The sequence below is a fragment of the Undibacterium sp. Ji83W genome, from assembly GCF_049340385.1.
GTDB lineage: Bacteria > Pseudomonadota > Gammaproteobacteria > Burkholderiales > Burkholderiaceae_D > Undibacterium.
Window position 1 is genome coordinate 129,909 of sequence record NZ_JBMPOZ010000003.1, and the last position, 24,258, is coordinate 154,166.

The following is a 24,258-nucleotide window of genomic DNA, read 5'->3' on the forward strand; positions in this document are numbered from 1 at the left end:
GCCTTGCTTATGCTATTACTTGCGCTATTACTCATACTTGTGCAGCACCTGAGGCAGGTTGCTCACTCATTCCATAAGCCAGGCCACGCGCAGCCAGGTTGCGGTACAGGGCACTGACTCCAAAATCCCAGCGAGCGATCGCATTACTATACTTGACATGGTTCACCAAAGCGCCCAGTGCCGGACAGCCGATTGTGACCCGGTCACCTATATGGTGGGTAAAGCCACTGCCTGCCGCATCCCTGTCCTTGATGGGTGAAAACATGGTGCCCAAAAACAGCATGAAACCGTCAGGGTACTGGTGGGTGTTGCCACAAACCTGGTTAACCAGGTCCAGCGGGTCACGGCTGATTTCACGCATCATGCTGATACCATCGAGTCTGAAATCGTCATCCAGACCTTCTATCAGCAATCTGACTTCGGCCTGGCGTATGGTATCGAGCGTGAATGTGTCATCAAACAGGCGGATGAAAGGGCCTATCGCACATGAGCCGTTATTGTCTTTTGCCTTGCCCAGCAACAAGGCACTGCGCCCTTCTATGTCACGCAGGTTGACATCATTGCCCAGAGTGGCACCCACTATTTGTGCGCGGCTGTTGACGGCCAGTACAATTTCCGGCTCAGGGTTATTCCAGCTGGAATCAGGATGTATGCCTACATCAGCACCAAAACCGACTGCCGACATGGCTTGAGACTTGGTAAATACTTCGGCATCGGGGCCTATGCCAACTTCCATATATTGCGACCAGGCACCACGGCTGATCAGATCCTGCTTCAACTTTTCAGCTGTGTCAGAACCCGGACGTATGCGCGACAAATCCGAACCTATACTGGCTTGCATGGCGGCACGCAGGCTGTCCGCCGCCGAGGCGTCACCACCAGCCTGTTCTTCGATAACGCGCTCCAGCAAACTGACCGCAAAGGTGACACCACAGGCCTTGATCGCCTGCAGATCACAGGGAGCGAGCAAATAGGGTGCTTCACTATCAGCATTCCGGTTGAGGGAGTGCTCAATCAAAGCCTGTACGTCCCCCAGGGACTCGCCACCTGCGTTCAGCGCGAAAGCCAGCGGATTTTCTTTTTCCAGCAAATCAGTCACGGTTTGCACCTGTGCCGTAATGTCAAACACTTGCCCCTGGCGCACGACGACCACACATGGCCCGTTGATCTTGCCAGCACGCCATACGCGCCCCAGCAGCACCGCTTGTTGAAACTGATCCGGCAAATAGGATATGGCGGATGTATTATTCATGATCTTCTCCCGTATAGCGATTTTTTTGTTCACCTGACTCTTCGCTTCAGAGTTTCCTGTCGTTGATGCCCGACAGGCAGCAGGTGTCCCGAACTAATTCAGGTATCTAGTCTAGGTATACTCGCTGGTATCAAGCCTATCCACAATTATGAAACTCACCAAGATGAATCATGATTACGTGCAAGACAGGCGCTGACAGCAGCGAGGGTGGGCTTATTTCCCTGTCAAAGCCTCAAGTACGCCATCAAAAGCAGGTTTGCTGGTGTAATCATCATTGAACAGCAGCGGCCACTCTGTGCGTTTGTGGAACTTGCTGAGCCAGGTCTCGCCATCGACCACACCCCAGAAGGTGATGCCGCCGCGCAGTGCTGGTGGCACTTCTTCCAGATAAGCAGCGACGATAGCCTTGTAACGCGCTTTTTGGATAGCGGCAGCGGCAGGGGTTAAAGTCTTGAGGTCATTGCGCTGATTCATTGCTACATCCAGCTCGGAAATACGTACTTTCAAGCCGCGCTTTACCACTGCCTTGAAGGATTTCCTGATCTGTGCAATGGCAGGATAGTCACTGTTCACATGCATTTGAAAACCTATGCCATGGACAGGTATATGCCGCACCTGTAAGTCATCGATCATGCCCAGCATGAAATCCAGCTTGGATTGCACGGCCTCGGTATTGAAATCGTTGTAATACAGGTCTGCTGCAGGGTCGGCAGCATGCGCTGCGACAAAGGCTCTTTCTATATACGATTTACCCATTTTTTGATAGAACAGCGAATTCCTGTAGCCTGCGGGGACGTTTTCGTCTATGACCTCATTGGCGACATCCCAACTGGCAACCCGCCCGGCAAAATGCTTGCATATCTGCGTCACATGATGGGCCAGCATGGCATCCCAGTCGCCAGCATAGTTTTTCATCCATGCTGGCACCTGATAGTCTGGATGCCATACCAGGGCATGGCCATGCAAGATCATGCCGTGCTCCTTGGCGTAATTGGCGAGGGCATCTGCATCATCATAGCTGAACTGGTTTTCTGCCGGATGCAGGTAACGCATCTTCATGATGTTGGCGGCAACCAGGCTATTGAATTGCTGGTTGATCAGTGCCTGCTGATCGGTTTTCTTGAAAAGGCTGCGCTTCTCGTCACCAGCGCTGACTGCCACCCCGATAGGGAATGCGGCCAGGTTTTTTAACGCAACCGTAGCGGCTTTATCATTATTTTCCACAGCACTGACAGTGCCAGGGATAGCGAAGGCCAGGCTGGTGAGTAACAAAACCCGGTGTATCTTTTTATGCATAAGTATTTTTTATTTTTAAAAAGGTCAGGAAATCTGGCTTGCCAAAATCACAGAAATCGTCATGCTGTCTGGCATCTATTGTGAGCATTTTTAATCAACGCTGTGTCGCTGTCAGCTTAAGTAATATCACATCGTTTTCACGCATGGTGACTTTGATATGCGCCTTGCCTGAGCGGCTGACCTGCAATTTGCGTAACTCAGCTTTATCCTGCGTCAGGCTTTGCAGCGTCTGCAATTGCCCTGCGCTGAGTGACTTCGGTGAACCCATTTCCAGATAGGCGGTATGCGCATCATTGGCCAGGTAGCCAGTCCGATAAATTTGTGCCGTGTATTTACCGGGCTTCAGGCCAGTCAGTTGCAACTCCAGCGGGGCAGTCTCAACAGACGGCAATACCTTGGTGTAAAACGCACGATTGCTCTTGTCCTGCACAGGCTGGTGATAATCCCAGGCCAGCACTTGCAGTGTCTTGCCGTTGCGGCCTACAAAGCTCTGCGTGTCTTGTTTACCTTGTATGGTGAGCATTTCATCGCCCAACTGGTGCAGGTATTTATAGGCAAAAAATGCTGGCTTGCGTATGCCCTGGGGATTGAGCAAGCCAAAGCCACCTTCAAATGGTGCTGTTGGCGGCCCTGGTTCTTCAAACAGATCAGTGTAAGTCCAGTAACTCATGCCTTGCAATTGCCCTTCACTGGATTTCAGTTTGCTGAGGATATAGGCGGCGCTGATATAAGAATCATGCACAGGGTCACGCGGCGCATAGCTGCTACTCCATTCTGTAAAAAACAGTGGCAATTCAGGTTGGGCGGAAGCCTTGATCTGGGCTCTTACCTTGTGTACATCAGCCACGATGGCATGCGGTGAAGTGGAGAGTTTGGTATCGCTGACACCATGTTCATCAATGAAGCCGCCATCCACACCATAGGTATGGGTAGTAATGAAATCCACCGGGGCACCCGTTTTTTGCGTGAATGCCAAAAACTCCGGCACCCAGGCAGCACCAGCAGTGGCTGGCCCACCCACCCTGAGTTGCGGGTCTATCGCCTTGATGGCACGGGCAGTTCTTTCATATAAATCGAAATAGGCGGTCTGATCTGCACCTTCCCAGAAGATGGCAAGATTAGGCTCATTCCAGACTTCAAAATACCAGCTCCGGACTTCTTCTTTCCCATAACGCGTTTCCAGGTGGCGCGCAAAGGCATCCACCAGGGCGGTCCACTTTACCGGGTCGGGGTGTGAGATATTTCCCTTCCAGTAAAAGATGGTTTTCTCAGAACTTCTCATTGCATGCGGCGTGAAGCCCAGTTCCACAAAGGGTTTAATGCCCATGCGCAGCAAGCGGTCATACAGTATATCTATCTTGCTCCAGTCATACACCGGTTTGCCGTCTTGCTCAGTGTAGGTTTGCAAAACATCATGGAAGATCCCATGAAAGCGCAAATAACGAAAACCCAGTTCATCCTTGATGGTCTGTAACTGGGCAAGACTGTCTTCCCTGATCAGGGTGCCGGGATAATCTGAACCTATGGATAAATCAGCAAAGTGATCACGCGGCACGCCGGGAGCATTGACATCAATGCTGATACGACGTGGCGCGGCGGCATGTGAGACGTTGAACAGGCCGAGCAGGCTGAAAAAGAACGGCATTGCCAGGACGAACGACAGTGGTTTGAACATGAAGGCAGCCTTTGGAATGTGAGCTTGCATTCTGCGGCCAGCTGCCAGCCTGTGCAATTATGAAAATCGCTAGCCAGCAGAACGATAACTGCCAGCTGGCGCGAAGAACTGCCTAGGCAGCCCTTCGCTTGCTACTTATGCAAATAGCATCAGAATGAATACTCGGCCTTGACCGTGTACGCACGACCTATGGGTTTGGCGATATTTTGCGCAAAAACGACGCGAGAACTCAGCCTCTGGTTCGACAAAGGTGGATCAACATTCAGCAGGTTATTGATACCCAGGCTCAACCTGAACTTATCCGAATAGCGATAGTTGGCACTCAGGTTATAAATGATATAGGGATCGATCACGTTGTAATATGGCTGCCCAAACTTTTGCGTGGGCAGGGCATTGGTGTCCTCATAACTGGCAGTATAAGATTGCGACAACTGGGTGGCGAACTTGCCCATATTCCAGGACAAGCGCAAATTATGACGCCAGCGGAATATATAAGTATTCGCCGAAGTCGAACCTGTAGCCAATGCCCCCGGCCTGCCTACACTATCCACCCAGGCACCGCCCACGTCGTTTTGCCCCTCGTACTTGTTGACGTAGGTGCCGTCCATGCTGACACCAAATTTACCCCAGCTAGTTGTCGGCAACAGGTAGCGGAAGTTGGTGTCAATACCGCGCGTATGCACACCGCCCATATTCAGGCGGGTGACGACGATATAGTTCAGCGTGCCATCCGGGTTCCTGACAAACAGATTGGAGTATTTATTCACATCAGAAAATATCGTTTCTTCGGTGATCTGGGCGATGGTTCCCTTCATGCGTATGTCCCAGATATCGAAAGAGAGCATCATATTCTTGACTGGTTCCAGCACGATACCCGCAGTCAGGGTACGTGATTTTTCTGGTTGCAGATCAGGATTGGCACCTGTCAATATCGTCAGTTGAGTATTACAGACACGGGCAGGATCAAGATTCAATCCTGCATACTTGGGGTCACTGGTCAGTGTGCCTGTATTTGGCTGCGATGGCGTCGTACTAGGGCAAAGCAGGGGATCATCCCAGCGATTGGTGGATGGCGTCTTCGTGCGTGGTGTGCCATACAGTTCTGGCAGGGTTGGTGCGCGGAAACCGGTGCTGGCGGTGCCGCGCAACATGATGGCCTTATGTGGTTCCCAGCGCACACTGGCCTTGGGGTTCACGGTAGATCCAAAATCACTGAAATGATCAGCACGGGCAGCAAAGGTCAGGTCCAGCCCTTTGCTCAGTGGTGCATCGATCTCCAGATACAGACCGGCAATGGTGCGCGCACCACTGGGGTTGGCACCCGGTGTGCCGGAGGTCTTGTAGACGATATCGTTGCTAAGGGCACTGGTCGAATCAGTATACGTTTCCCTATGCAGGTCACCACCCACTGCGATGGAGAGTGAACCACCAGGCAATTCTTTCAATGCGCGTGACAGATTGAAATCAGGGCCAAAGTATTTCACGCTCGCAGTACGATAATTGGTATCGTCAACCTTGATGCTGTTGAGGTAGGCCTGTCCTGTCGCATCCTGCGCACCGAATGGATTGAGGATGCCATTTGCCACGCCATCGTACAGTTTAGGTGTGCTGACAAAGCCACTCTTCCAGCTGACACGCCGCTTGCTCATCGCGGCATTGAAGCCGACACGGTAATCCCAGCCCATGAACTCACCCTCGTCGGCGACGACAAGGCGGTTGGTATTCTGGCGGTCATCCGTGCCTGCCGGGCCAAGTTCATCCAGGCTCCAGGTCAGGGCCAGGTCTTGCCCGGTGACCCCGGCAACTGCTGGCACGCCGCCGCTGCCGCCCGGGTACCATTTGCTGTTCTTGCTGATGAACAGCGGTTTGCGCACACCGGGATTAAGTTTATCGTAATCAGTCTGCGCACCAAATACCTGCGGTGGATTCAATGCATCAATATATGATTCACTGGCAAGTACCTCAACCGTCAGCAGCTTATTGTCACCATGGCGCAAAGACCCTTTGCTAAACAGCGTGGTTTGCTTGTTCTCAGGCAGCAGTTGCGGATAAAGACCGGGGTCGAGAATACAGGTCTTGATGCCGGAACCTGATACCTTGGTCGAGGGCAGGCTGTATTGTGCGCCATAATTGCTGGTGCAGCCAGTTGCCCAATACGGATTGCCCGTAGTCGTAGTGGCCTTACCGTTGGTGTACACCGTAAAGTTGGCCGGTGACGACGATGAGCCTGAAGTATTGGTAGAAAACACGCTGCCACCAAGCTGGGCAATGGTATCCGGGTTCGAGAGCTCTGGCCTGTCTTTCTGCATCAGGGAGGAGCGTGACTGTATGTCAAATGCCGCATACACATTCCAGCCATCTTTATTCAGATCCCCCTTGCCACCAGCAATGGAAAAACGGCGCTGGTCACCACCACCAGAGCGCTGCGGGGCGACGACGCTGGCTGACAGTCTGATCTCATTGAGGGTGCGTCTGGTAATGAAATTGACTACACCGGCAATAGCATCGGTACCATAAATCGACGATGCGCCATCACGCAAAACTTCCACCCTTTCGATGGCGCTCATGGGGACGACATCGACGTTAATCGAGCTGTCGCCGATCGCTTCGTTGGGCAGACGGCGTCCGTTCAGCAATACCAGGGTACGGTTGGTGTTCAGGCCACGCATATTGATCATGGTGCCACCACCACCGCCACCGACCGGTTCATTGGTAGCACCCATGACCAGCGAAGTGGCTACCTCGGACATGGTCGTCAGCCCCTGTGCTTCCAGCTCTTCTGCCTTGTAGGTAGTCAGCGGCAAGGCATTTTCTGTGGCCAGCCGTTTAATCGACGAACCAGTAATTTCTATCTTGGTGACCGGAGTTTGAGGAGCTTGAGGGGTCTGATTTTGCCTTGCCATCGCCTGGTTCTGGCTCATCAAAGTCAGCACCGCCAGCGTCACTGCGCTGATCTTGATGCTGGCATGCTGGGGAAGTCTGGTGCGCCTGATTTTTTCCATTTTTTGTCTCCATCTGTAGTTTTATTTGAGTTTTATAGCTTTATAGTTTTATGGTCTTACCTGCTATCCGACGGCGAGGGATTCCAGCCTTTGCCGCTGTCGAAACTGGCGAAAATCTGGCGACGACTGGCAAAGCGCTCCGCCACCTGCTTTTCGGTTAATGTGTGACCTGGCAAGCGCTGTGATACATCAAGAGGCTTGCCGTTGATATCCATGCTGCCGTACTCACCCCAGCCAGCACCTGGCTGTGCCTGCGCCGACTCTGGCTTTGGCAACAGCCAGCCCACAGGGGCGATATGCGTGTCCATCCTGCAGTGGATGAAACTGACCTTGTCCCAAGTGCTGGGCGGCCCCTGGCGGGCCAGATAAGCCGTGCCGGGCAAGACATCGTTTTGGCCTGGACCAGGTCCATGGGTCAGGCGACTGTTGAGAAAAACAAATCCAGCTTCATCGGCAGCGACCGTGCGGGCCTGCACGATGTAGCCGCCACCCTTGCCCGGATTGGCACTGTCACCGACTGAACGGATTTCACTTTCTTCGAATAAGGCGGCTCTGTTGCCACCCCAGATAAAATCCACATTGCCAGCAATCAGCGAGCGATAAAACCAGGAATAGCCCTTCACCTGTATGGTGTCTTGCTCACTGAAGAAACTGGCATTGCGTGCCACCAGGCGGCCACGGTCACTATTGAATACCAGGGTTTCTGCCTGCGCCCCCTTGCTCCTGGCACGCACCGCTGTATTGACAAGCGTGAGCGTGTCCAGCGTCAGCATGTCGGCATCTTCAATCAACAACACTGAGCGCCCGCCAGTAACGGATGGCGTGTATGGTCCCTGACTGATACCCGTTCCCGGATTATTACCATCGTCGTTGTAAGCCTGAAGAATGACACCGTCGCGGCTTTCGCCACGCATGGTAAGATTGTCCTTGCCCTTCAGATAAAGTAGCTGGTCGTAGCGGCCATTGGCGATGCTTATGGTCACTGCTTCTGCACGCGACATGGTGCGCATGACGTGATTCAAAGCACCCTGCACAGTACGGAAATCTGCCGGGCCATCATCATCGACAGTCAGCTTGTTGCCAGAGGGCGCTGCCTTGCGCGTGCTGAAGGTCCATCCCGCCGTCCGACCCAGCCCGGCAAACACCTGCCCGCCAAGAGTGGCATTGGTGAAGACGCCTGCATCCACTGCAACGTAATATTCCGTGCCATATGCCAGACGCGGATTATGCGGTTTGATCGTCACGGTCTTGCCATCTACGCTGATGGGCTTGTAACGCAGCACACGCTTGAATTCTTGCCCGGCATAGCCGATCTCATCAATGTCATCACCAAGACGAATCACATCAACCAAGGCATTATCGGAGGACCGGAAAATGCGCACCGAGCCACCCTGCTCCAGGCTGGGTACCTGATCAAACACGATTTGCAAAGGCGTGTCTGGCGGTACATCTTCAGCATGTGCCACCGGGCTGACTTTGCCTTGCAGTGCATAGCTTTGTGCAGATGTAGTGAAAGCCGGGGCGACACTGACTGCGAGATAGCTAGCCACATTGGCATCTGCCTGGCTGCTTACCGTAATGGTCGCTGTGCCGGGACGTAGTGCAGTGAGTATGATTTCGCCATCCCTGACTGTCGCACTGGCAATGCCCGGCGCACTTGATAACGCAGTGATGGGGATTGAAAGCTTGTCCTTGCCTGCGATTACACGCGCCGCATAATGCAGCGGCGCATCACCCGCCTGCAAGCTGACCCTATCGTTCATGCGCACCAGGCCAATGCGTTGTGGTTTGTTCGCAGCGGCACCGCTACGGACATCGTCAAACTCAAAGCCCTGGCCTTTCGCCAGCAAGCCTATGCGTCTTTCGAATGGCGAAGCATCTGTAGCGGTGCTCAGCATTTCACCGTTCAGGTACAGCGTCAGCAAGTCACCGGCCACGTCCAGCCTGAGTGTGTAAAAACTACCCTCCGGCCCCGGCTCTTTTGCTGACTGCTTCAATCTGCTCAGCTTGCCATTCTGCATTTTCACCAACTCTATGAACAGCTTTTGCTTGTCACGCTGAATAACGAGGCTTGCACCCAGCCAGTTGTTTTCGTCCTGGTAGCGCGCCAAAAGATAAGCCTGACCATCTGCAGCATTTGTACTGGCGACGGGACGCATGCGTGCCTCGACAAAGTAATCACCACCTGGTATTGCCTCTGGTGCTGATGTGGATGCAGATACAGATGTTGATACCAGCAGCGGACTACCCTGCCCGCTTAGTAGCAGCACGTGATTACCCGATCCATCCTGGCGGCGCACTTTCGCATCAGGTGTGCCGGGTTCTTTGCTTGCCCAGCGTGTCGCGCCATTCTCGAAATCGTCGCACCAGCTTGCGCCACCAGGGCAGGTTCCTGCGTGTGTGTGCAATGCATACACGGTCGCCAGCACAACCAGGAGTAAATGACTAGTTTTCATAGATATGTGTGAAGAATTTATTTGGGCAGGCATCTGCTGGCGCGCGCCAGCAGATGCCTGTCATTCGCTATTCTGGGAACGGCACGAAGCGTTCCTGGCAATTGAGCGTCTTTGCATCAGCCGCGTTTAGCTGGCCCGTCAGTCTGGCAAATTCCAGCTTGACTACTGGCTTGCCGTCAACGACAACATCTTGCAGTGCAAGTTGCAGCGGGCGCTGCTCGTCATATCCCTGCAAGATCACTTGCCCAGGTGTCAGGCTATGTACACGTTCCATACGGATATCGGTGTAGGAAGGAATTAACTGACCTGACGGACCCGGCTCATATTTTGTATCGATATACAGCGGCCAGCGATTATCACGCAGGCAGACATCGCGATAGACAACACCCGAAACCACACCGCCACGCCTGTCATTACTCTTGATGCGCAGGCCCGAGGTAGTGCCATCCATGACGAGGTCTTCAACCAGCACATTACGTACCCCGCCATTGGTTTCACTGCCTATCGACATGCCATGGCCGCTATAGAAATGATTATGCAGGATAGAGATGTTTTCACTCGGCCCGTTATTGCCAGCCTTGATGGCGACATTGTCATCACCGGTGCGTATGTAACTATGCGCAATCGTCACATTGCGCGATGCGCCCGGATCAATACCATCGGTATTGCGCGCATCATGTGGCGTATCGATGCGTATGCCCCAGGCAGTAAAGCCATCGACACGGTTCATCGCCACGTGGAAGTTCGGCGAATTGCGCAGGGTGATACGGTGCATCGTAAAGTCTTGCACCTTGTCCAGCTGTATCAGGCGCGGCACATTCTGGCGCTGTTTTTCTTTCTGCGCCCGGCGTGCGATCTGCCACCAGGTTTCGCTCTTGCCTTCTATGAGCTGGCCACCCTGACCATCAATAATACCCTCGCCCATGATGCCAGCGCCCGACACTCCTTCGACTGTGATAAAGGGTTGGCAGCCCTTGCCAGTGACATCGTTAGTGCCGCAGGTCTTTGCACCACGGTCATACAACAAGGGATTGGTACTGGCATACAGGGTCACGCCTGCATCCACCACCAGCGTGACACCGCTACGCCACTTCAAGGGGCCAGAAGTAAATGCCTTGCTGCCAGCACCGGCAGCCAGATGCACAGCCTTGCCTGGCGCGCAGCTATCCAGTGCCGCCTGTATGCGTGGCGCATCATTCTGATTTGCTGTCGATGTTTCTGCCAGCAGCGTGGCGCAGGTAGCTGGCATGACAGGCTCGCGAACCGTGCGCGTATCTTGCGCCTGCGCAGTAGTAGTCAGTACAGAAATGGCCGCAACCCCGGCCAAGGCCTGAAAGCGCAAGAAATGCCCACGTGCTTGGGCGAAATTGAATAAGTACATATATCGTCTCCAGTTATTATGAATGCGCATGTCTGTGACTCTGTGACATGACGCTAACCGGAGCACCTCGCGTACTCCACGCCGTTTAAACGAGGGCCATGAAAAACCATGGCCGAGGTCGCGCGGTCGTATCTGTTTATTGCTTTGTGAACAGTCTATCTAATTTTCGAGTTTACCTGATTCAGCTATAAAAAAGACTAACAGATGAAAATGAATTACACCATTAGCAGATTCGCTGGTGGGAAGAATCATTATCCGATTTGGTGATTTTCGCAAATTTTTGTTGTTGCAGAGTTGCAGACTCCCGCTACTCTCTTCCAAAAAAGTGACCCTGTCAGTGTAATCCCATAGAATTTTTATCCTGCCCTGCGCATTAAGAGCTGCCAGCGCTTCATCACACCAATCGACATAGGCTAACTCGTAACGGACAACACAACGGATTACCAGGTAATCCCCCAGCGCAGTTGAAAACAGCATTGTCACTTGGTTCGTCAACGAACAGACCAGACCTAATGCACAAACGATAATTCCTGGAACTTTATAGAATCATGCGTGTGTTAAAACACGTAGAAAGAATATCATGCATATCCATCCGCTTGCAGGTCAACTATCACCAGACTCTGCGCTGGTCGATGTGAGCCAGCTCATAGCCGCGTATTACAAACAAATCCCTGATGCACAGGTCGCTGCACAAAGGGTAGCATTTGGCACCTCTGGTCACCGTGGCGCATCGTTCCAGACCAGCTTCAATGAGCATCATGTCCTCGTCATCACACAGGCGATTTGTGAATATCGTCAGCAGCAGGGTATCAGCGGCCCCTTGTTCCTGGGCATTGATACCCATGCATTGTCGGCACCTGCACGTATCAGCGCGATAGAAGTGCTTGCGGCCAATGGCGTCAATGTCATGCTATCCAGCGGTGACGAATACACGCCCACACCTGCTGTATCGCTGGCTATTCTGATGTATAACCGGACTCGCCATACCGGTAGTGGCTTGGCACAAAACATCGGCCTGGCCGATGGCATCGTCATTACGCCCTCCCACAATCCACCCGACAATGGCGGCTTTAAATACAATGCAGTCAATGGTGGCCCCGCAGATACGGTCACCACCGACTGGATAGGCGCACGCGCCAATGAACTCATGGCAGCGAATTTGAAGGACGTAAAACGCATGCCCTTTGAGCGGGCGATGCATGCAGACACGATACATCGTTACGACTTCTTGAATACTTATGTGAACGAGCTAGAACAGATCATTGATCTGGCCGCGATACGGCAATCTGGCATACGCCTGGGCGTTGACCCACTCGGTGGTGCAGGCGTGCATTACTGGGGCCGCATCGCCGAAAAATATCAGATAGACCTGACCGTCGTCAGCGATGTCGTCGATCCGACCTTCCGCTTCATGCCGCTGGACTGGGACGGCAAGATACGCATGGACCCATCATCACCCTACGCCATGCGCAGGCTGCTGGACATACAATCAGATTTTGACATTGCCTTTGCCTGCGACACCGACCATGACCGCCACGGCATCGTCACACCCGGCACTGGCCTGATGACGCCAGACCACTATCTGGCCGTCGCCATCGATTACCTCTTTCAGCATCGCCCAGACTGGGGCAGCAAACCCGGCATAGGAAAAACCGTTGTCAGCAGCCGCATGATAGAACATGTGAGTGGACGGCTGGGACGCAAGCTGTACGACATGCCAGTCGGCTTCAAATGGTTCGCCCCCGGCCTGTTTGATGGCACCTTGGGTTTTGGTGGCGAAGAAAGCGCAGGCGCCAGCTTTGTGCGCATGGACGGCAGCACATGGACAACAGACAAAGACGGCATAGTCGCCGCTCTGCTGGCAGGAGAAATAAAAGCAAAAACCGGCCGCGACCCCGGCCAGTTATATGAGCAGCTTACCCAGGAATTTGGCAAACCCATCAGCATACGGGTAGAAGCCCCCGCCACCCCGGCCCAGAAAAAAACACTGTCCAACCTCTCCCCGCAACAGATCACCAGCAAATTGCTGGCGAGCGACAACATCACAGACATACTCACCACCGCGCCTGGCAACATGAAGCCCATAGGCGGCGTGAAAGTCATCACCAACAACGGCTGGTTCGCCGCCCGCCCGTCGGGGACGGAGGAAATCTACAAGATATATGCCGAGAGTTTCAAGAGTGATGAGCACTTAAATGAGATTGTCAAAGAGGCGCAGGCTATCGTGGATTTAGCGCTGTCATCGAGTTAGTAGGCTGAAGATAATTTCAAAGTCATGGTCGCTCACCTAGATAAGTGAGGTTAAGGGTATTAGCAGGCAATTGATGCATGTGCTCGTGCAAATGAGTATAAGTGCGACAGCGCACAGACGACGTAACAGCAACTACCTACCATCATAAAATGCGTCTGTCTTTCTTGACGTAAATCCCCAAAAAGCGGTAATGCACACCGTAAGCCTTCTATTGACAGGTATGGGACATCTGGAAGGCCAGCTATGATCCACGATTTTTTAATCCCCAATCGGGCCGGGCTTGAGCGACGATGTCGCAAAAAAGTATCGTCATCTGCTCGCTGACGAACAAACCCTGGAGACTAACAGTGGAAAGCAAGCTCGGCAAACGCCGTTTGTTCACCATTGATCTGCACCGCAGTTTAGTCCAGTAAGTAACTTGGCTCTACTCGTATTTACTGATTAACATAATCAGATTTTTTCGTCAGAAAAGAGGACAATATGGCACATCGTATTCTTATCCTTACAGGTGATGCTGGTGATGCAAAAATATTGGAAGAGGCACTTCTCCATTCCAGGGATGGCCCATTTCTGACTGAATGTCTCAGCAGGCTTGATGCAGGTTTGTCACGACTGCAAGAAGGTGGTATCGATTTGATTTTGGTGGACTTGTCACTTGCTGACAGCAAGGGTATTGATACATTTAAAGACATATTTGCGGCCGTCCCCAAAATACCAATCATGACTTTAAGTGCGCAAGAGGAAGAACCTGTCGCAATCGAAGCTGTACAGCTTGGTTCGCAAGGCTATCTGTCCAAAGGTTATTTCGTCAGTAGTCTGGTTCCGCAGTCCTTGCAAAATATCATCCTGCGCAAGAATGTGGAAAAACAGCTCTACAAAGAACAGGCACGTGCAGAAATCGTACTGAAATCAATCGGCGACGCCATAATATGTACCAACGTCAATGGAGAGATTGATTACATGAACGTCGCTGCTGAAACATTGACTGGCTGGTCGAAAACGGATGCCTATGGAGAACGGATAGAGAAAATTTTTAAGACAATTAACGGTATAAACCGCCAAGCTGATCTCAACACTGTAGAACTTGTTTTGAAAAGAAATGAAATAATAGATCTGCCAGCAAACACACTCTTGATCAGGAAAGACGGTAGCGAAGTTCACATCGAAGATTCCGCCTCACCAATCCATGACTACGATGGCAAACTGTCTGGTGCGGTAATTGTGTTTCACGATGTCAGCGTTGCGCAGGCGGTGACAGTCAGAATGACGCATATGGCCCAGCACGATGCCCTCACTAATTTGCCGAATCGCAGTCTGTTAAACGACCGGATCGCGCAAGCAATTAATTTAGCCAAAAGAAACGATACACAACTGGCATTGCTATTCCTTGATCTTAACAATTTCAAGCATACCAATGATTCACTGGGACATGCTTGCGGCGACGCACTATTGAAAACGGTTGCAGTACGCCTGACTGAATGCGTGCGGGAATCTGACACAGTCAGCCGGTATGGTGGCGATGAGTTCGTCATTCTTTTAGCAGGCGGTATATACGCAGAAGACGCCGCACTCATCGCAGAAAAAATACGTGTCGCACTACTCCGTCCGTTTCAGCATGAGCAAAAAGACGTATATGCAAGAGCAAGCATCGGCATCAGCCTTTATCCAGGCGATGGACAAGACGCAGAAACGCTGATTAAAAATGCAGACACCGCTATGTATTGTGCTAAAACGGGGGGTAAGAATAATTACGAATTCTTTCGTAGCGATATGAATAACCAATCAATTAATAAATTATTAACGCCCAATGGCATTTAATTCGCTTGCTATAAATTCGCACTGAATTTGATGCACTTTGTTGGCTCATGCGCTTCGATAATTTCTCAGACTCAGTACACAAACCCTCCTTATTATGAGCCGTGGCAAGAAGTTAAAGCTGCGGCATCGCTATTAGATCCGTTTATTGCGACACAACCCAATGCTGGCATCGGCTAACCCCAAGCTGATAGGGAAACCGATGATGAATTTTAAAGACGGTGACGGCAAACTTCTAACGAAGGAAATGCTACAAATTGCCAAAAAAAAAGGTTCTGGTTGGGTGGAATACAGGTGGCCCAACCCAATCACCAGAACCCTGGATCAAAAATCGACGTACATAAAAAAATCGGCAATTACTTTTTAGATGTCGGAATTCACAAATGACAAGAACCACTATCAAGTTCGATTTGTAGGATTGCAGGCTCGCGGTTTCCCTCGCTTAACCATCAGAACTCAAGTGGACCGACATCTTTGGTGAAACCAATCGTCAAGTTCTTTTGGCCACTAATGTCAAAATGTCGAAAGACGCAACGAGCTCTTCATACTGATTGGTGACCTCTACATCCCATGTCACGACGCCTTGACCAACCCCGTTCGCGCCCTTTTTCTGCCGGTCGATTTTGCGCTTGCATGTCAGGCGTGCACGAATTGTGTCGCCAATTCCAACCGGTTTCACAAAGCGCAAGGTGTCCAGGCCGTAGTTCGCGAGTACCGGACCGGGTGCCGGTGACACAAATAGTCCTGTCGCGGCGGACAACACAAAATAGCCGTGGGCGATGCGTTTTCCAAACACGCTTTCCTTTGCAGCGATCTCATCAAAATGCATATAGAAAAAATCACCTGACAAGCACCCAAATGCAACGATGTCGGCCTCGACAACGGTGCGACGATGTGTCAACAATGAGTAGCCGATTTGCAGGTCTTCGAAGTAATGTCGGAACGGATGGATCTCCGACTCGCGCACTGCTGCCCCGCGCACATGTTCACCGGTAATCGCGGCCAGCATGCTGGGTGAACCCTGGACAGCGGCGCTTTGAAGATAATGTTTCACGGCACGCGCACCGCCTAATTCTTCCCCGCCACCAGCACGTCCCGGTCCGCCGTGTTTGATCTGCGGCAAAGTTGAACCGTGGCCGGTGCATTCGACAGCGGCTTCACGGTCGAGCACCAACATACGACCATGCCACGCGGCCGCAACCGGAATCGCATGCGCCGCAACGGTCGGGTCACGCGTCACCAGCGTGCCGACCAGGCTACCTCGACCTTTTGCAGCAAGCGTCAAGGCCTCATCCAGTTCTCCATATGGCATCAAGGTACAGACAGGACCAAACGCTTCGATATCATGAACGCTATCGTTGAGCAACGGGTTGTTACACAACACCAGCGTCGGTGCGGAGAATGCGCCATTGGCAACCTCTTCGCCCACCGGGCTGAAACCATCAAGTTCGCCAAACACGACTTGGTTGCCCACAGCGAGCAAAGCCAAACGCTCGGCGACGTCTGCCTGCTGTGCCTTTGACGCGAGCGGCCCCATGCGCACACCTTCAACCGATGGATCACCGACAGTGACCTTTGCCAATCTTGCGCGCAATCGTTCAGCAACCGCGTCGATATGCCTGGTTGGTATTATCGCGCGCCGTATTGCGGTACATTTCTGACCTGCCTTGGTGGTCATCTCGCGCGCAACTTCCTCAACGAAAAGGTCGAATTCTTCATCATCAGGTGTGACGTCCGGCCCCAGGATCGCGCAGTTCAGCGAATCCGCTTTGGCGTTGAATGGGATTGATTGTCGGATCAGGTTGGGATGTAAGCGCAACATTGCGGCGGTGGTGGCCGAACCTGTGAACGTCACGACATCCTGTCCTTCGAGGCGATCCAGCAGATCGCCGGTCGAGCCGACAATCAATTGCAGGCAGCCTTGCGGCAGCAGACCGGAGCTATCGATCAATCGAACCAAGGCTTCAGTCAGATAACTGCTTGTGGTTGCGGGTTTGACGATGCACGGCATGCCGGCCAGAAACGTCGGCGCAAATTTCTCCAGCAGACCCCAGATCGGGAAGTTAAATGCATTGATGTGTACTGCAATTCCGCCGCGCGGAACCAGGATGCGTGTACCTAAGAAATTCCCCTGCTTGCCCAACGCGAATGCCGGTCCTTCGTGCACCAGATTCCCGGAGGGGAATTCGTTGGTACCGATGCTGGCGTATGTGCACAAAGTGCCGGCGCCCCCTTCGATATCGATCCAGCTGTCGTTGCGCGTAGCGCCGGTATGAAGCGATATCGCGTAGAGTTGTTCCTTGTGTTCATTCAGATATTTTGCCAACGCTCGCAAACGTGCCGCACGTTGCTGGAAATCCAGCGCGAGCAGAGCCGTAACGCCTTGCTGACGCGCATGCATAACCGCCTCCCCAAAATCTATCGTTTCGGCATGCGTGTAGTTGATCAATTTACCATTGACTGCACTATACAGACCCTGCGCGCCTTCTTTTCCAATCCAGCGGCCGCCGATATAGCTTTGTAATGTTTTCATGTTTGAATCCTTTCTGTAATGTGTTGGTATTGCGGCCATAACCGCTCCTGCAAATTTTTCATTTCGCGTCGGTATTTCCATGCATTCTTATTTTGTGCATCGAGCTGCCGGCTTGGGCGGTTATCCGCTTTCGACCAGGCTCCACTTCGGTGAGTGCGTCGACCTCTTGCATCGTCAACAGCGACCTGATCATCAACTTCTGGTACTGTTTGGTCGCCGTTGTTTTCCAGGTGATTTCCTCGTCCCGAAATCGCGCATCGACGCGCCTGGGCCGACATAGCAACGTGGTCCGACGATGACGTCACCGATCAGAACGGCGCTGGGATGGACGTAGGCGATGGGATCGATCACGGGGGTTGTGTCGCAATAAGGTCGAATGGACTAGAAAGGCGACAAGGCTCCAGAAAATTAGAATGGCAGGCTGCAAAATTGTTTAGCTTCAGATACAGCTAAAGCCTGGGCTTTGGTGTCAGACTTCATCTGTCCCTTGTGAATCATATGCATGGTTTCGATACCCGCAATAATGGCCTTGGCACAAGGGAAATTCTTGAACCCCATCATGGGCCGGGTTAGTCACTTGATAGCCCGGTGGTCTTGTTCAACGATGTTGTTAAGATACTTGCTCTGACGCATCCGAATCTCTGCACCTGTATTATTGATTATGCTGACGATAGCTGCCGTATCGGCGCCGCTTTTGTCAATCGTGATCGAATCAGGTAAATCGTGTTGTCCAATGGCGCGCTCAAAGAAGCGTCTTGCCGCAGCCAGGGCGCGTTTGGCCGTGAGAAGAAAATCGATGGCTTGTCCTTCACGATCAACAATCTGACGAAAACTCAGAGGGTATGCCGCGTACCAGCGTACACAAAGCAGCATGACTTCCAACGGATAATGAAGTCGTTTGAGAACCTTGCGGAGGGTGCTTTTGATGAGGCTTTTACCAAAATCGTCCATACCAATCTTTATCAGATCCGTTTATTGCGACACAACCACCTCAACTACGTCAACGCCAACCGGCTCGTCGGGCAACTGCTGCAAGTTGCCACAATATCTAGCGCCAGCGTCATCTTGCTTTTCTACTGAACTTGCATCCGCCCGTAGCGGACGGATGCAAGGGTACATCAGCCTTTCACGACAGGTATGCCGCGCAGGAGGCGACCATTACTTGCTGCTTCCCGCATACGTTTAACGACGATACTGCTGCGTACGGATTCAATCCCGAGTTTTGCAGAAAGCTCCCGTTCCCGTGCTTTCGCCAGCACCATATTTTTTAACTTGACATGACCGTAACCACGGATGCTGGCAGGCAGTTCAGCCATGGAGACGGCATGTGGCAGCTTCTCGACCGACAACTGGCCCAGGACAAGCTTCATGGTGGCTTCATAATCATTCGCCAGTTCCCTGTCCAGCTTGCGCTCGGCAGTATGGCGGAAAGGATCAAGCAGGCTTTCCCGCAACGGTCTGGCCATGGCGAGCACTTTCAGCACCGGCCACATCCACTGGCGAAACGTGAATTTCTTCGCGCCTGCGCCCACGCTGCTGACAACAGGTGGTGCGAAATGAAAATTGATCTGATAGTCCTTGCCAGGCGTGCCTTCAAACTGCTGCGCCAGCGCCTGATGAAAACTGCCATCCGAATAGAGACGAGCGACTTCATATTCGTCTTTGACCATCAGCAGTTTTGCGAAATTAACGGCGACCGCACGCGTCAGGCGCAACTCTGTTGACGTATCTGTCCTGAGTTCAGCCAGGCGTACCGCAGTCAGCATTTTCTGATAACGGTGGACATATGACTTGCCACCGTATGCCAGCAATAACTGCGTGCGCTCTTCTATCAACGCATCAAGTCCCTGGGTACTGTCATCCATCCCTGCAAGAGATTCGCCAGTCTTTCGGGACATGCCGTCCAGGCCAGCAGGATCAGCTGCGGCCAGGCGTCCTATGGAAAACGCCAGTTTGTTCATTTCCACGGCGACCCCGTTGAGCTCAATGGCGCGCATCAATGCTTCAAACGATACCGGAATCCAGCCTTGCTGCCAGGTCAATCCCAGCATGATGATGTTCGATGCAATGGTATCACCGATAAAATACTCTGCCAGTGCCTGTGCGTCGCAACGCGAGAAGTCCCCATGTCCTGCGGCATAATGCAATTTATCCAGCAAGGCATTGAATTTCAGGTCTGCATCCGGATTGCGCACAAAGTCTGAATTCTCGATCGCATGCAAGTTGACAGCCACCTGTGTCCAGCCATGCCGTATTGCCTGCAGTGCTTCTGTTGTCGCGGCAACAACAGCATCACAAGCCAGCAAGACATCGGCCTGCTGCGTATCAATACGTACCTGGTTGAGCATACCTGCATGACGCGCCAGGCGCACATGCGACAGCACAGCCCCACCCTTTTGCGAAAATCCCATAAAATCAAGTACAGACGCAGCGTGACCTTCCAGGTGAGCGGCCATGCAAATCAAAGCCCCAACTGTCACGACTCCACTACCACCGACGCCAGTCACCAGCACATTGAACACTGTATCAGCAAGCTGCGGCGAAGGTAGTGACAGCATGGCGGCACGTGCCCGCAGAAAGTCCAGGTCAACAGCAGTTGCTCTTGATTTACGCGGGATGGCGCCTTCTACAGTAACAAAACTGGGGCATGTTCCAGCCACGCAGGACAAATCCATATTGCATGAAGACTGGTCTATCTTGCGCTTGCGCCCCAGTGCCGTTTCAGTCGTGGTAACGGACAGGCAATTGGATTGCACGCCACAGTCACCACAGCCTTCACAAACAGCTTCGTTGATGAAAACACGTTTGACTGCTGCAGGCAATTGTCCTTTTTTCCTCAAGCGGCGTTTTTCAGCAGCACAGCCCTGGTCATAAATGAGTGCTGTCACTCCAGGCAGGTCACGCAATTCAATTTGCACCTGGTTGAGTTCATCGCGATCATGAAAGCTGGCGTCCGCCGGGAATTCTTTCTGGATCTCCAGCAGTCTGTCGATGTCATCACTGATGACCGCTATGCGATTGATTCCCTCTGCACGCAGTTGCCGGGCAAGTTTGGGTACGGTCAGATGGCCATCTACAGGTTGCCCACCTGTCATCGCTACTGCATGGTTATGCAAAATCTTATAAGTAATATTGGTACCGGCAGCAATGGCCTGGCGTATGGCCAGCAAGCCAGAGTGGAAATAAGTGCCGTCGCCAAGATTCTGGAAAATGTGCGGACGCTTTGTGAATGGCGCCTGCGCTACCCAGTCGACACCTTCCCCCCCCATTTGTATCAGCCCTGAGGTTTTCCTGTCCATCCAGGATGCCATGAAATGGCAGCCAATACCGGCATAAGCAATCGAACCTTCCGGCAGTTTGGTTGATGTATTGTGCGGACAGCCCGAACAGAAATACGGTACCCGACGTACCCCGTCACTTTTGTTTGACAGGACCGGCATCGCGATCAGGCTCGGAACCAGCTCACATCTGTCCAGCTGCGGTTTATGCAGGGCCAGCCAGGCAGCCAGCACGGGCAAGAGACGCGAACTGCGCATCTCTTCCACATCAGACAATAAGGGACGACCATGCTGGCAGGTTTTGCCAAGCACCGCTGGCCGGTCAGCGGTTGGCCGGTTATACAAATACTCTTTCAGTTGCCCTTCGACGACAGGGCCTTTTTCTTCAATGACCAGGATTTCTGTCAGTCCCTGTATCAGGGTATCGATACGCGTGGTTTCCAGCGGGAAGATCAGGCCCAGCTTATATATACGTACACCGGCTTTTTCGAGGTCATCAACCGAAAGTTTCAATCTGCGCAAAGATTCCATGAAATCGAAATGCGCCTTGCCGCTGGTGACGATGCCTATTGTCGCCTGCCTGCCATGTGCAATCCATTTGTCTATGCTGTTCACGCGAGCGAACTGGCGTACCGCATCGAGTTTGGCAGCGTGGCGACGTTCTATGTCCATACTGGGAAAATCGGGCCAGCGGTTATGCAGGCCGCCTTCCGGAGGCAAAAAATTGTCGACATCCTTCCAGTCGCGGGGAATATCGTCTAGATTTAAGGTACCGCCAGTTTCCACATTTTCTGAAACCGCCTTCAACCCCACCCAGGCGCCAGAAAACCGTGACAGAGCCCAGCCATACAAGCCAAACTCGATGATCTCTGTCACGTTGGCGGGACTGACAATCGGCATATGCCAGGCCATCATGGAATAGTCACTTTGGTGCGACATTGATGAAGATGCACAGCCGTGATCATCGCCGGCGACCACCAGTACGCCGCCAAGTTTTGATGAGCCATAGGCATTGCCATGCTTGAGGGAGTCAGCTGCGCGGTCAACACCTGGTCCTTTGCCATACCACATGGCAAACACGCCATCGACCCTGCGCTCGGAATCTGACTCCAGTCTTTGCGTACCCAGCACGGCAGTGCTCGCCAGTTCTTCATTGACCGCTGGCAGAAAATGTATGTCATTTTCATCAAACAGTTTTTTGGCTTTCCAGACCTGTTGATCAACGGCTCCCAATGGTGATCCGCGATAGCCGCTGATAAAGCCAGCCGTGTTATAACCGCGCGCCTTGTCAAGGGAGCGCTGCATCAGATGCAAACGCACCAGAGCTTGTGTGCCGGTTATAAAAATTTGTCCTTCGCTTGCCTCAAAATTATCGGCAAGACGGTAGCTGTTGATATGACGGCCAGGCGTAAAGGTCAACGCTCTTACGTCTGTTTGTAAATCGTCCATGATTTCTTTCCAAGTTCAATAGGGGAATAGGGCGCAACTCGCACCGGTGATGGAGGGTGCACCTAAAAAACCGTAATATTTTTCATGTACGTGTACGGCGTCAACGTATAAGCCAGACTCAGTTTCTGCATGCTGACCAGCAAAGGAAAACCCGTGCGCCAGAGTTTTCCTTTGGATATTAAAAATCGAAACCGGATCAGGCTCTTTCCTGGAAATCCAGTACACGCTTTTTAAACTCTTCAGTAACCACGACAGACTGGTTCTTTTCATAGTCAAACATGACGTGCTTTGAGGTGCCTTTGGCAACCAGTTTTGCTTCACCTTCTCCGACGACATTCTTGTACATCAGGTGCTCGATCTCGAAGCTTTTGGTGCCAAATTTGGTGACACCACTCTTGATGGTCAGCACGTCGCCAAATTTGGCAGGCATCACATATTCGCATTCAGTCTTCACCATGATATGCGGCAGTTTTTCTTCGCGCGGCAGCTCAAGCAGGTCGAACATGTAGCGCAGATAGGCATGCTGGAGATAATCGTAATACACAGTGCTGCTCAGGTTGCCGACAGAATCCGTGTCACGGTATTTAACTTCTATGGATGTGTCGTAGTAATTCTTTTCCATTTCTAAATTCTCCAAATGATATCAATACCAGCCAATAATATTTGCGTGTCACAAACAAGAATCTTCATCTTGTTCAAGATCAATCAGTCTGCAGAAACAATCGCAAACTTGGCTGAAAGATACCCGCATTTCTTCGCAGTGGATACTAACAAAGCTATTAGAAATCAAGCAGCAGGAATGGAAATTAAAAGCTGAAACGATTGTGTATTTTGACTGCACAAAACGACATGGAACGGCGATTTTTCTAACAGTTCTATTAGTTCCTATCGATCTCTTCAAGCCGTATCCTTGGCGAGGAAAATGCATCGTTCATCGCTGCATCAAGAGTTGAAAAAACTGGATATTTTTCCTTGCAACGATCTGATTTTCCACCTCATTGTTCACTTCTTTTTCTACATACATGTCCTGAATCCATCACCATCATGACGGCACAAAATTTACCCGCTTCAAAGAAAATACTCATCGTCTTGCATCGCGATATTTCAACGCCAGGTCGTGTTGGCAGACTATTGTCACAACGTGGCTACGAGCTCGAAATACGCAGGACACCTCTCGGAGAATCATTGCCACCCACCCTGGCACCCTATGCTGGCGCTATCGTGTTTGGCGGCCCCATGAGCGCCAACGATAATGATGAATGGATGCGGCACGAAACAGAATGGATAGGTGTGGCCTTGCGTGAGCAGGCACCATTTCTGGGAATCTGCCTGGGTGCGCAATTACTGGTGCGCCATCTAGGTGGCAAGGTGACAGCCAACAAAGACGGTTACGTGGAAATCGGCTATTGGCCAATCAAACCAACTGCCGCAGGTCGCGCCCTGTTCAATTGGCCGGGCAGCGTCTATCACTGGCATAGCGAAGGATTTGAATGTGTCAGCGGAATGGAGCAACTGGCTGTGGGAACCCACTTTGAGAATCAGGCAGTGCGCTACGGAACATCTGCCTATGGCGTACAGTTCCATCCTGAAATCAGTTATCAGATGATGCGCCGCTGGGCCACCATGGGTGCACACAAACTCCACTGGCTGGGCGCCCAGAGTCGCGAGAATCAACTGCAGGACGGCAAGACGCATGACCGCAATGGTCTGGTCTGGCTGAACTGTTTTCTGGATCACTGGCTGGCCAGCGACCAGCGCCTGATCTCGGCACCCCATGTACACGAGGATATCGACAGAAAATCACTGATAGAACTTGTATAGTTCTATCATTCCGCCAGCTGCTGCTGATGCAGCAAAGTTACAAAGCGGG

The 24,258-nt window shown here is 52.2% G+C and carries 15 protein-coding genes and 2 pseudogenes; 5 read left to right on the forward strand and 12 right to left on the reverse strand.

All coding sequences use genetic code 11. The features are described from left to right. Positions 1 to 31 precede the first annotated feature (31 nt). The 7 genes from ACO0LD_RS07345 to ACO0LD_RS07375 all read right to left on the reverse strand — a co-directional run bounded on the left by ACO0LD_RS07345 (position 32) and on the right by ACO0LD_RS07375 (position 11,539). Complete coding sequence (locus ACO0LD_RS07345; protein ID WP_423005237.1) at positions 32 to 1,252, reverse strand: fumarylacetoacetate hydrolase family protein; 1,221 nt, start codon at positions 1,250 to 1,252, stop codon at positions 32 to 34. A gap of 213 nt (positions 1,253 to 1,465) precedes the next feature. Continuing rightward, positions 1,466 to 2,548: an endo-1,4-beta-xylanase gene (locus tag ACO0LD_RS07350; RefSeq protein ID WP_423005239.1), complete on the reverse strand. Its 1,083-nt coding sequence runs from the start codon at positions 2,546 to 2,548 to the stop codon at positions 1,466 to 1,468. Positions 2,549 to 2,642: 94 nt separating this feature from the next. Then, positions 2,643 to 4,223: a GH39 family glycosyl hydrolase gene (locus ACO0LD_RS07355; RefSeq protein WP_423005241.1), complete on the reverse strand. Its 1,581-nt coding sequence runs from the start codon at positions 4,221 to 4,223 to the stop codon at positions 2,643 to 2,645. Positions 4,224 to 4,372: 149 nt separating this feature from the next. Then, on the reverse strand, positions 4,373 to 7,225 hold the full coding sequence (locus ACO0LD_RS07360; RefSeq protein WP_423005243.1) for a TonB-dependent receptor plug domain-containing protein: 2,853 nt from the start codon (positions 7,223 to 7,225) through the stop codon (positions 4,373 to 4,375). 56 nt (positions 7,226 to 7,281) lie between these two features. Next, the gene (locus ACO0LD_RS07365) at positions 7,282 to 9,681 is read right to left on the reverse strand and encodes a pectinesterase family protein (RefSeq protein WP_423005245.1); all 2,400 of its coding nucleotides are present in this window, start codon (positions 9,679 to 9,681) and stop codon (positions 7,282 to 7,284) included. Between the two features lie 67 nt (positions 9,682 to 9,748). After that, positions 9,749 to 11,062: a glycoside hydrolase family 28 protein gene (locus ACO0LD_RS07370; RefSeq protein ID WP_423005247.1), complete on the reverse strand. Its 1,314-nt coding sequence runs from the start codon at positions 11,060 to 11,062 to the stop codon at positions 9,749 to 9,751. A gap of 159 nt (positions 11,063 to 11,221) precedes the next feature. Continuing rightward, the gene (locus tag ACO0LD_RS07375) at positions 11,222 to 11,539 is read right to left on the reverse strand and encodes a hypothetical protein (protein WP_423005897.1); all 318 of its coding nucleotides are present in this window, start codon (positions 11,537 to 11,539) and stop codon (positions 11,222 to 11,224) included. Positions 11,540 to 11,642: 103 nt separating this feature from the next. Here ACO0LD_RS07375 and pgm point away from each other — a divergent pair, with 103 nt between their 5' ends. From pgm to ACO0LD_RS07395, 4 genes are all read left to right on the forward strand, one after another. Beyond that, positions 11,643 to 13,313 carry a phosphoglucomutase (alpha-D-glucose-1,6-bisphosphate-dependent) gene (gene pgm, locus ACO0LD_RS07380; protein ID WP_423005249.1) on the forward strand — a complete coding sequence of 557 codons (1,671 nt, stop codon included), beginning with the start codon at positions 11,643 to 11,645 and terminating at the stop codon, positions 13,311 to 13,313. Positions 13,314 to 13,603: 290 nt separating this feature from the next. After that, positions 13,604 to 13,726: a hypothetical protein gene (locus tag ACO0LD_RS07385; RefSeq protein WP_423005251.1), complete on the forward strand. Its 123-nt coding sequence runs from the start codon at positions 13,604 to 13,606 to the stop codon at positions 13,724 to 13,726. A 67-nt stretch (positions 13,727 to 13,793) separates the two neighbouring features. Next, positions 13,794 to 15,131: a diguanylate cyclase domain-containing protein gene (locus ACO0LD_RS07390; RefSeq protein ID WP_423005253.1), complete on the forward strand. Its 1,338-nt coding sequence runs from the start codon at positions 13,794 to 13,796 to the stop codon at positions 15,129 to 15,131. A 160-nt stretch (positions 15,132 to 15,291) separates the two neighbouring features. Next, on the forward strand, positions 15,292 to 15,495 hold the full coding sequence (locus ACO0LD_RS07395; RefSeq protein ID WP_423005255.1) for a cache domain-containing protein: 204 nt from the start codon (positions 15,292 to 15,294) through the stop codon (positions 15,493 to 15,495). Between the two features lie 123 nt (positions 15,496 to 15,618). Here ACO0LD_RS07395 and paaZ read toward each other — a convergent pair whose 3' ends face one another. From paaZ to ACO0LD_RS07420, 5 genes and pseudogenes are all read right to left on the reverse strand, one after another. Continuing rightward, a complete protein-coding gene (paaZ, locus tag ACO0LD_RS07400; RefSeq protein ID WP_423005257.1) occupies positions 15,619 to 17,661 on the reverse strand; it encodes a phenylacetic acid degradation bifunctional protein PaaZ in 2,043 nt (680 codons plus the stop codon). A 243-nt stretch (positions 17,662 to 17,904) separates the two neighbouring features. Continuing rightward, positions 17,905 to 18,039, reverse strand: a pseudogene (locus ACO0LD_RS07405) (hypothetical protein); the annotation flags it as partial. A 30-nt stretch (positions 18,040 to 18,069) separates the two neighbouring features. Next, positions 18,070 to 18,612, reverse strand: a pseudogene (locus ACO0LD_RS07410) (DDE-type integrase/transposase/recombinase). Positions 18,613 to 18,779: 167 nt separating this feature from the next. Next, positions 18,780 to 22,388, reverse strand: coding sequence for an indolepyruvate ferredoxin oxidoreductase family protein (locus ACO0LD_RS07415; protein ID WP_423005259.1), 3,609 nt, complete (start codon positions 22,386 to 22,388; stop codon positions 18,780 to 18,782). A gap of 196 nt (positions 22,389 to 22,584) precedes the next feature. Continuing rightward, complete coding sequence (locus ACO0LD_RS07420) at positions 22,585 to 23,010, reverse strand: acyl-CoA thioesterase (RefSeq protein ID WP_423005261.1); 426 nt, start codon at positions 23,008 to 23,010, stop codon at positions 22,585 to 22,587. 422 nt (positions 23,011 to 23,432) lie between these two features. Between ACO0LD_RS07420 and ACO0LD_RS07425 the strand changes: the two genes are divergently transcribed. Further along, positions 23,433 to 24,209, forward strand: coding sequence for a glutamine amidotransferase (locus ACO0LD_RS07425; protein ID WP_423005263.1), 777 nt, complete (start codon positions 23,433 to 23,435; stop codon positions 24,207 to 24,209). Positions 24,210 to 24,258 lie beyond the last annotated feature (49 nt).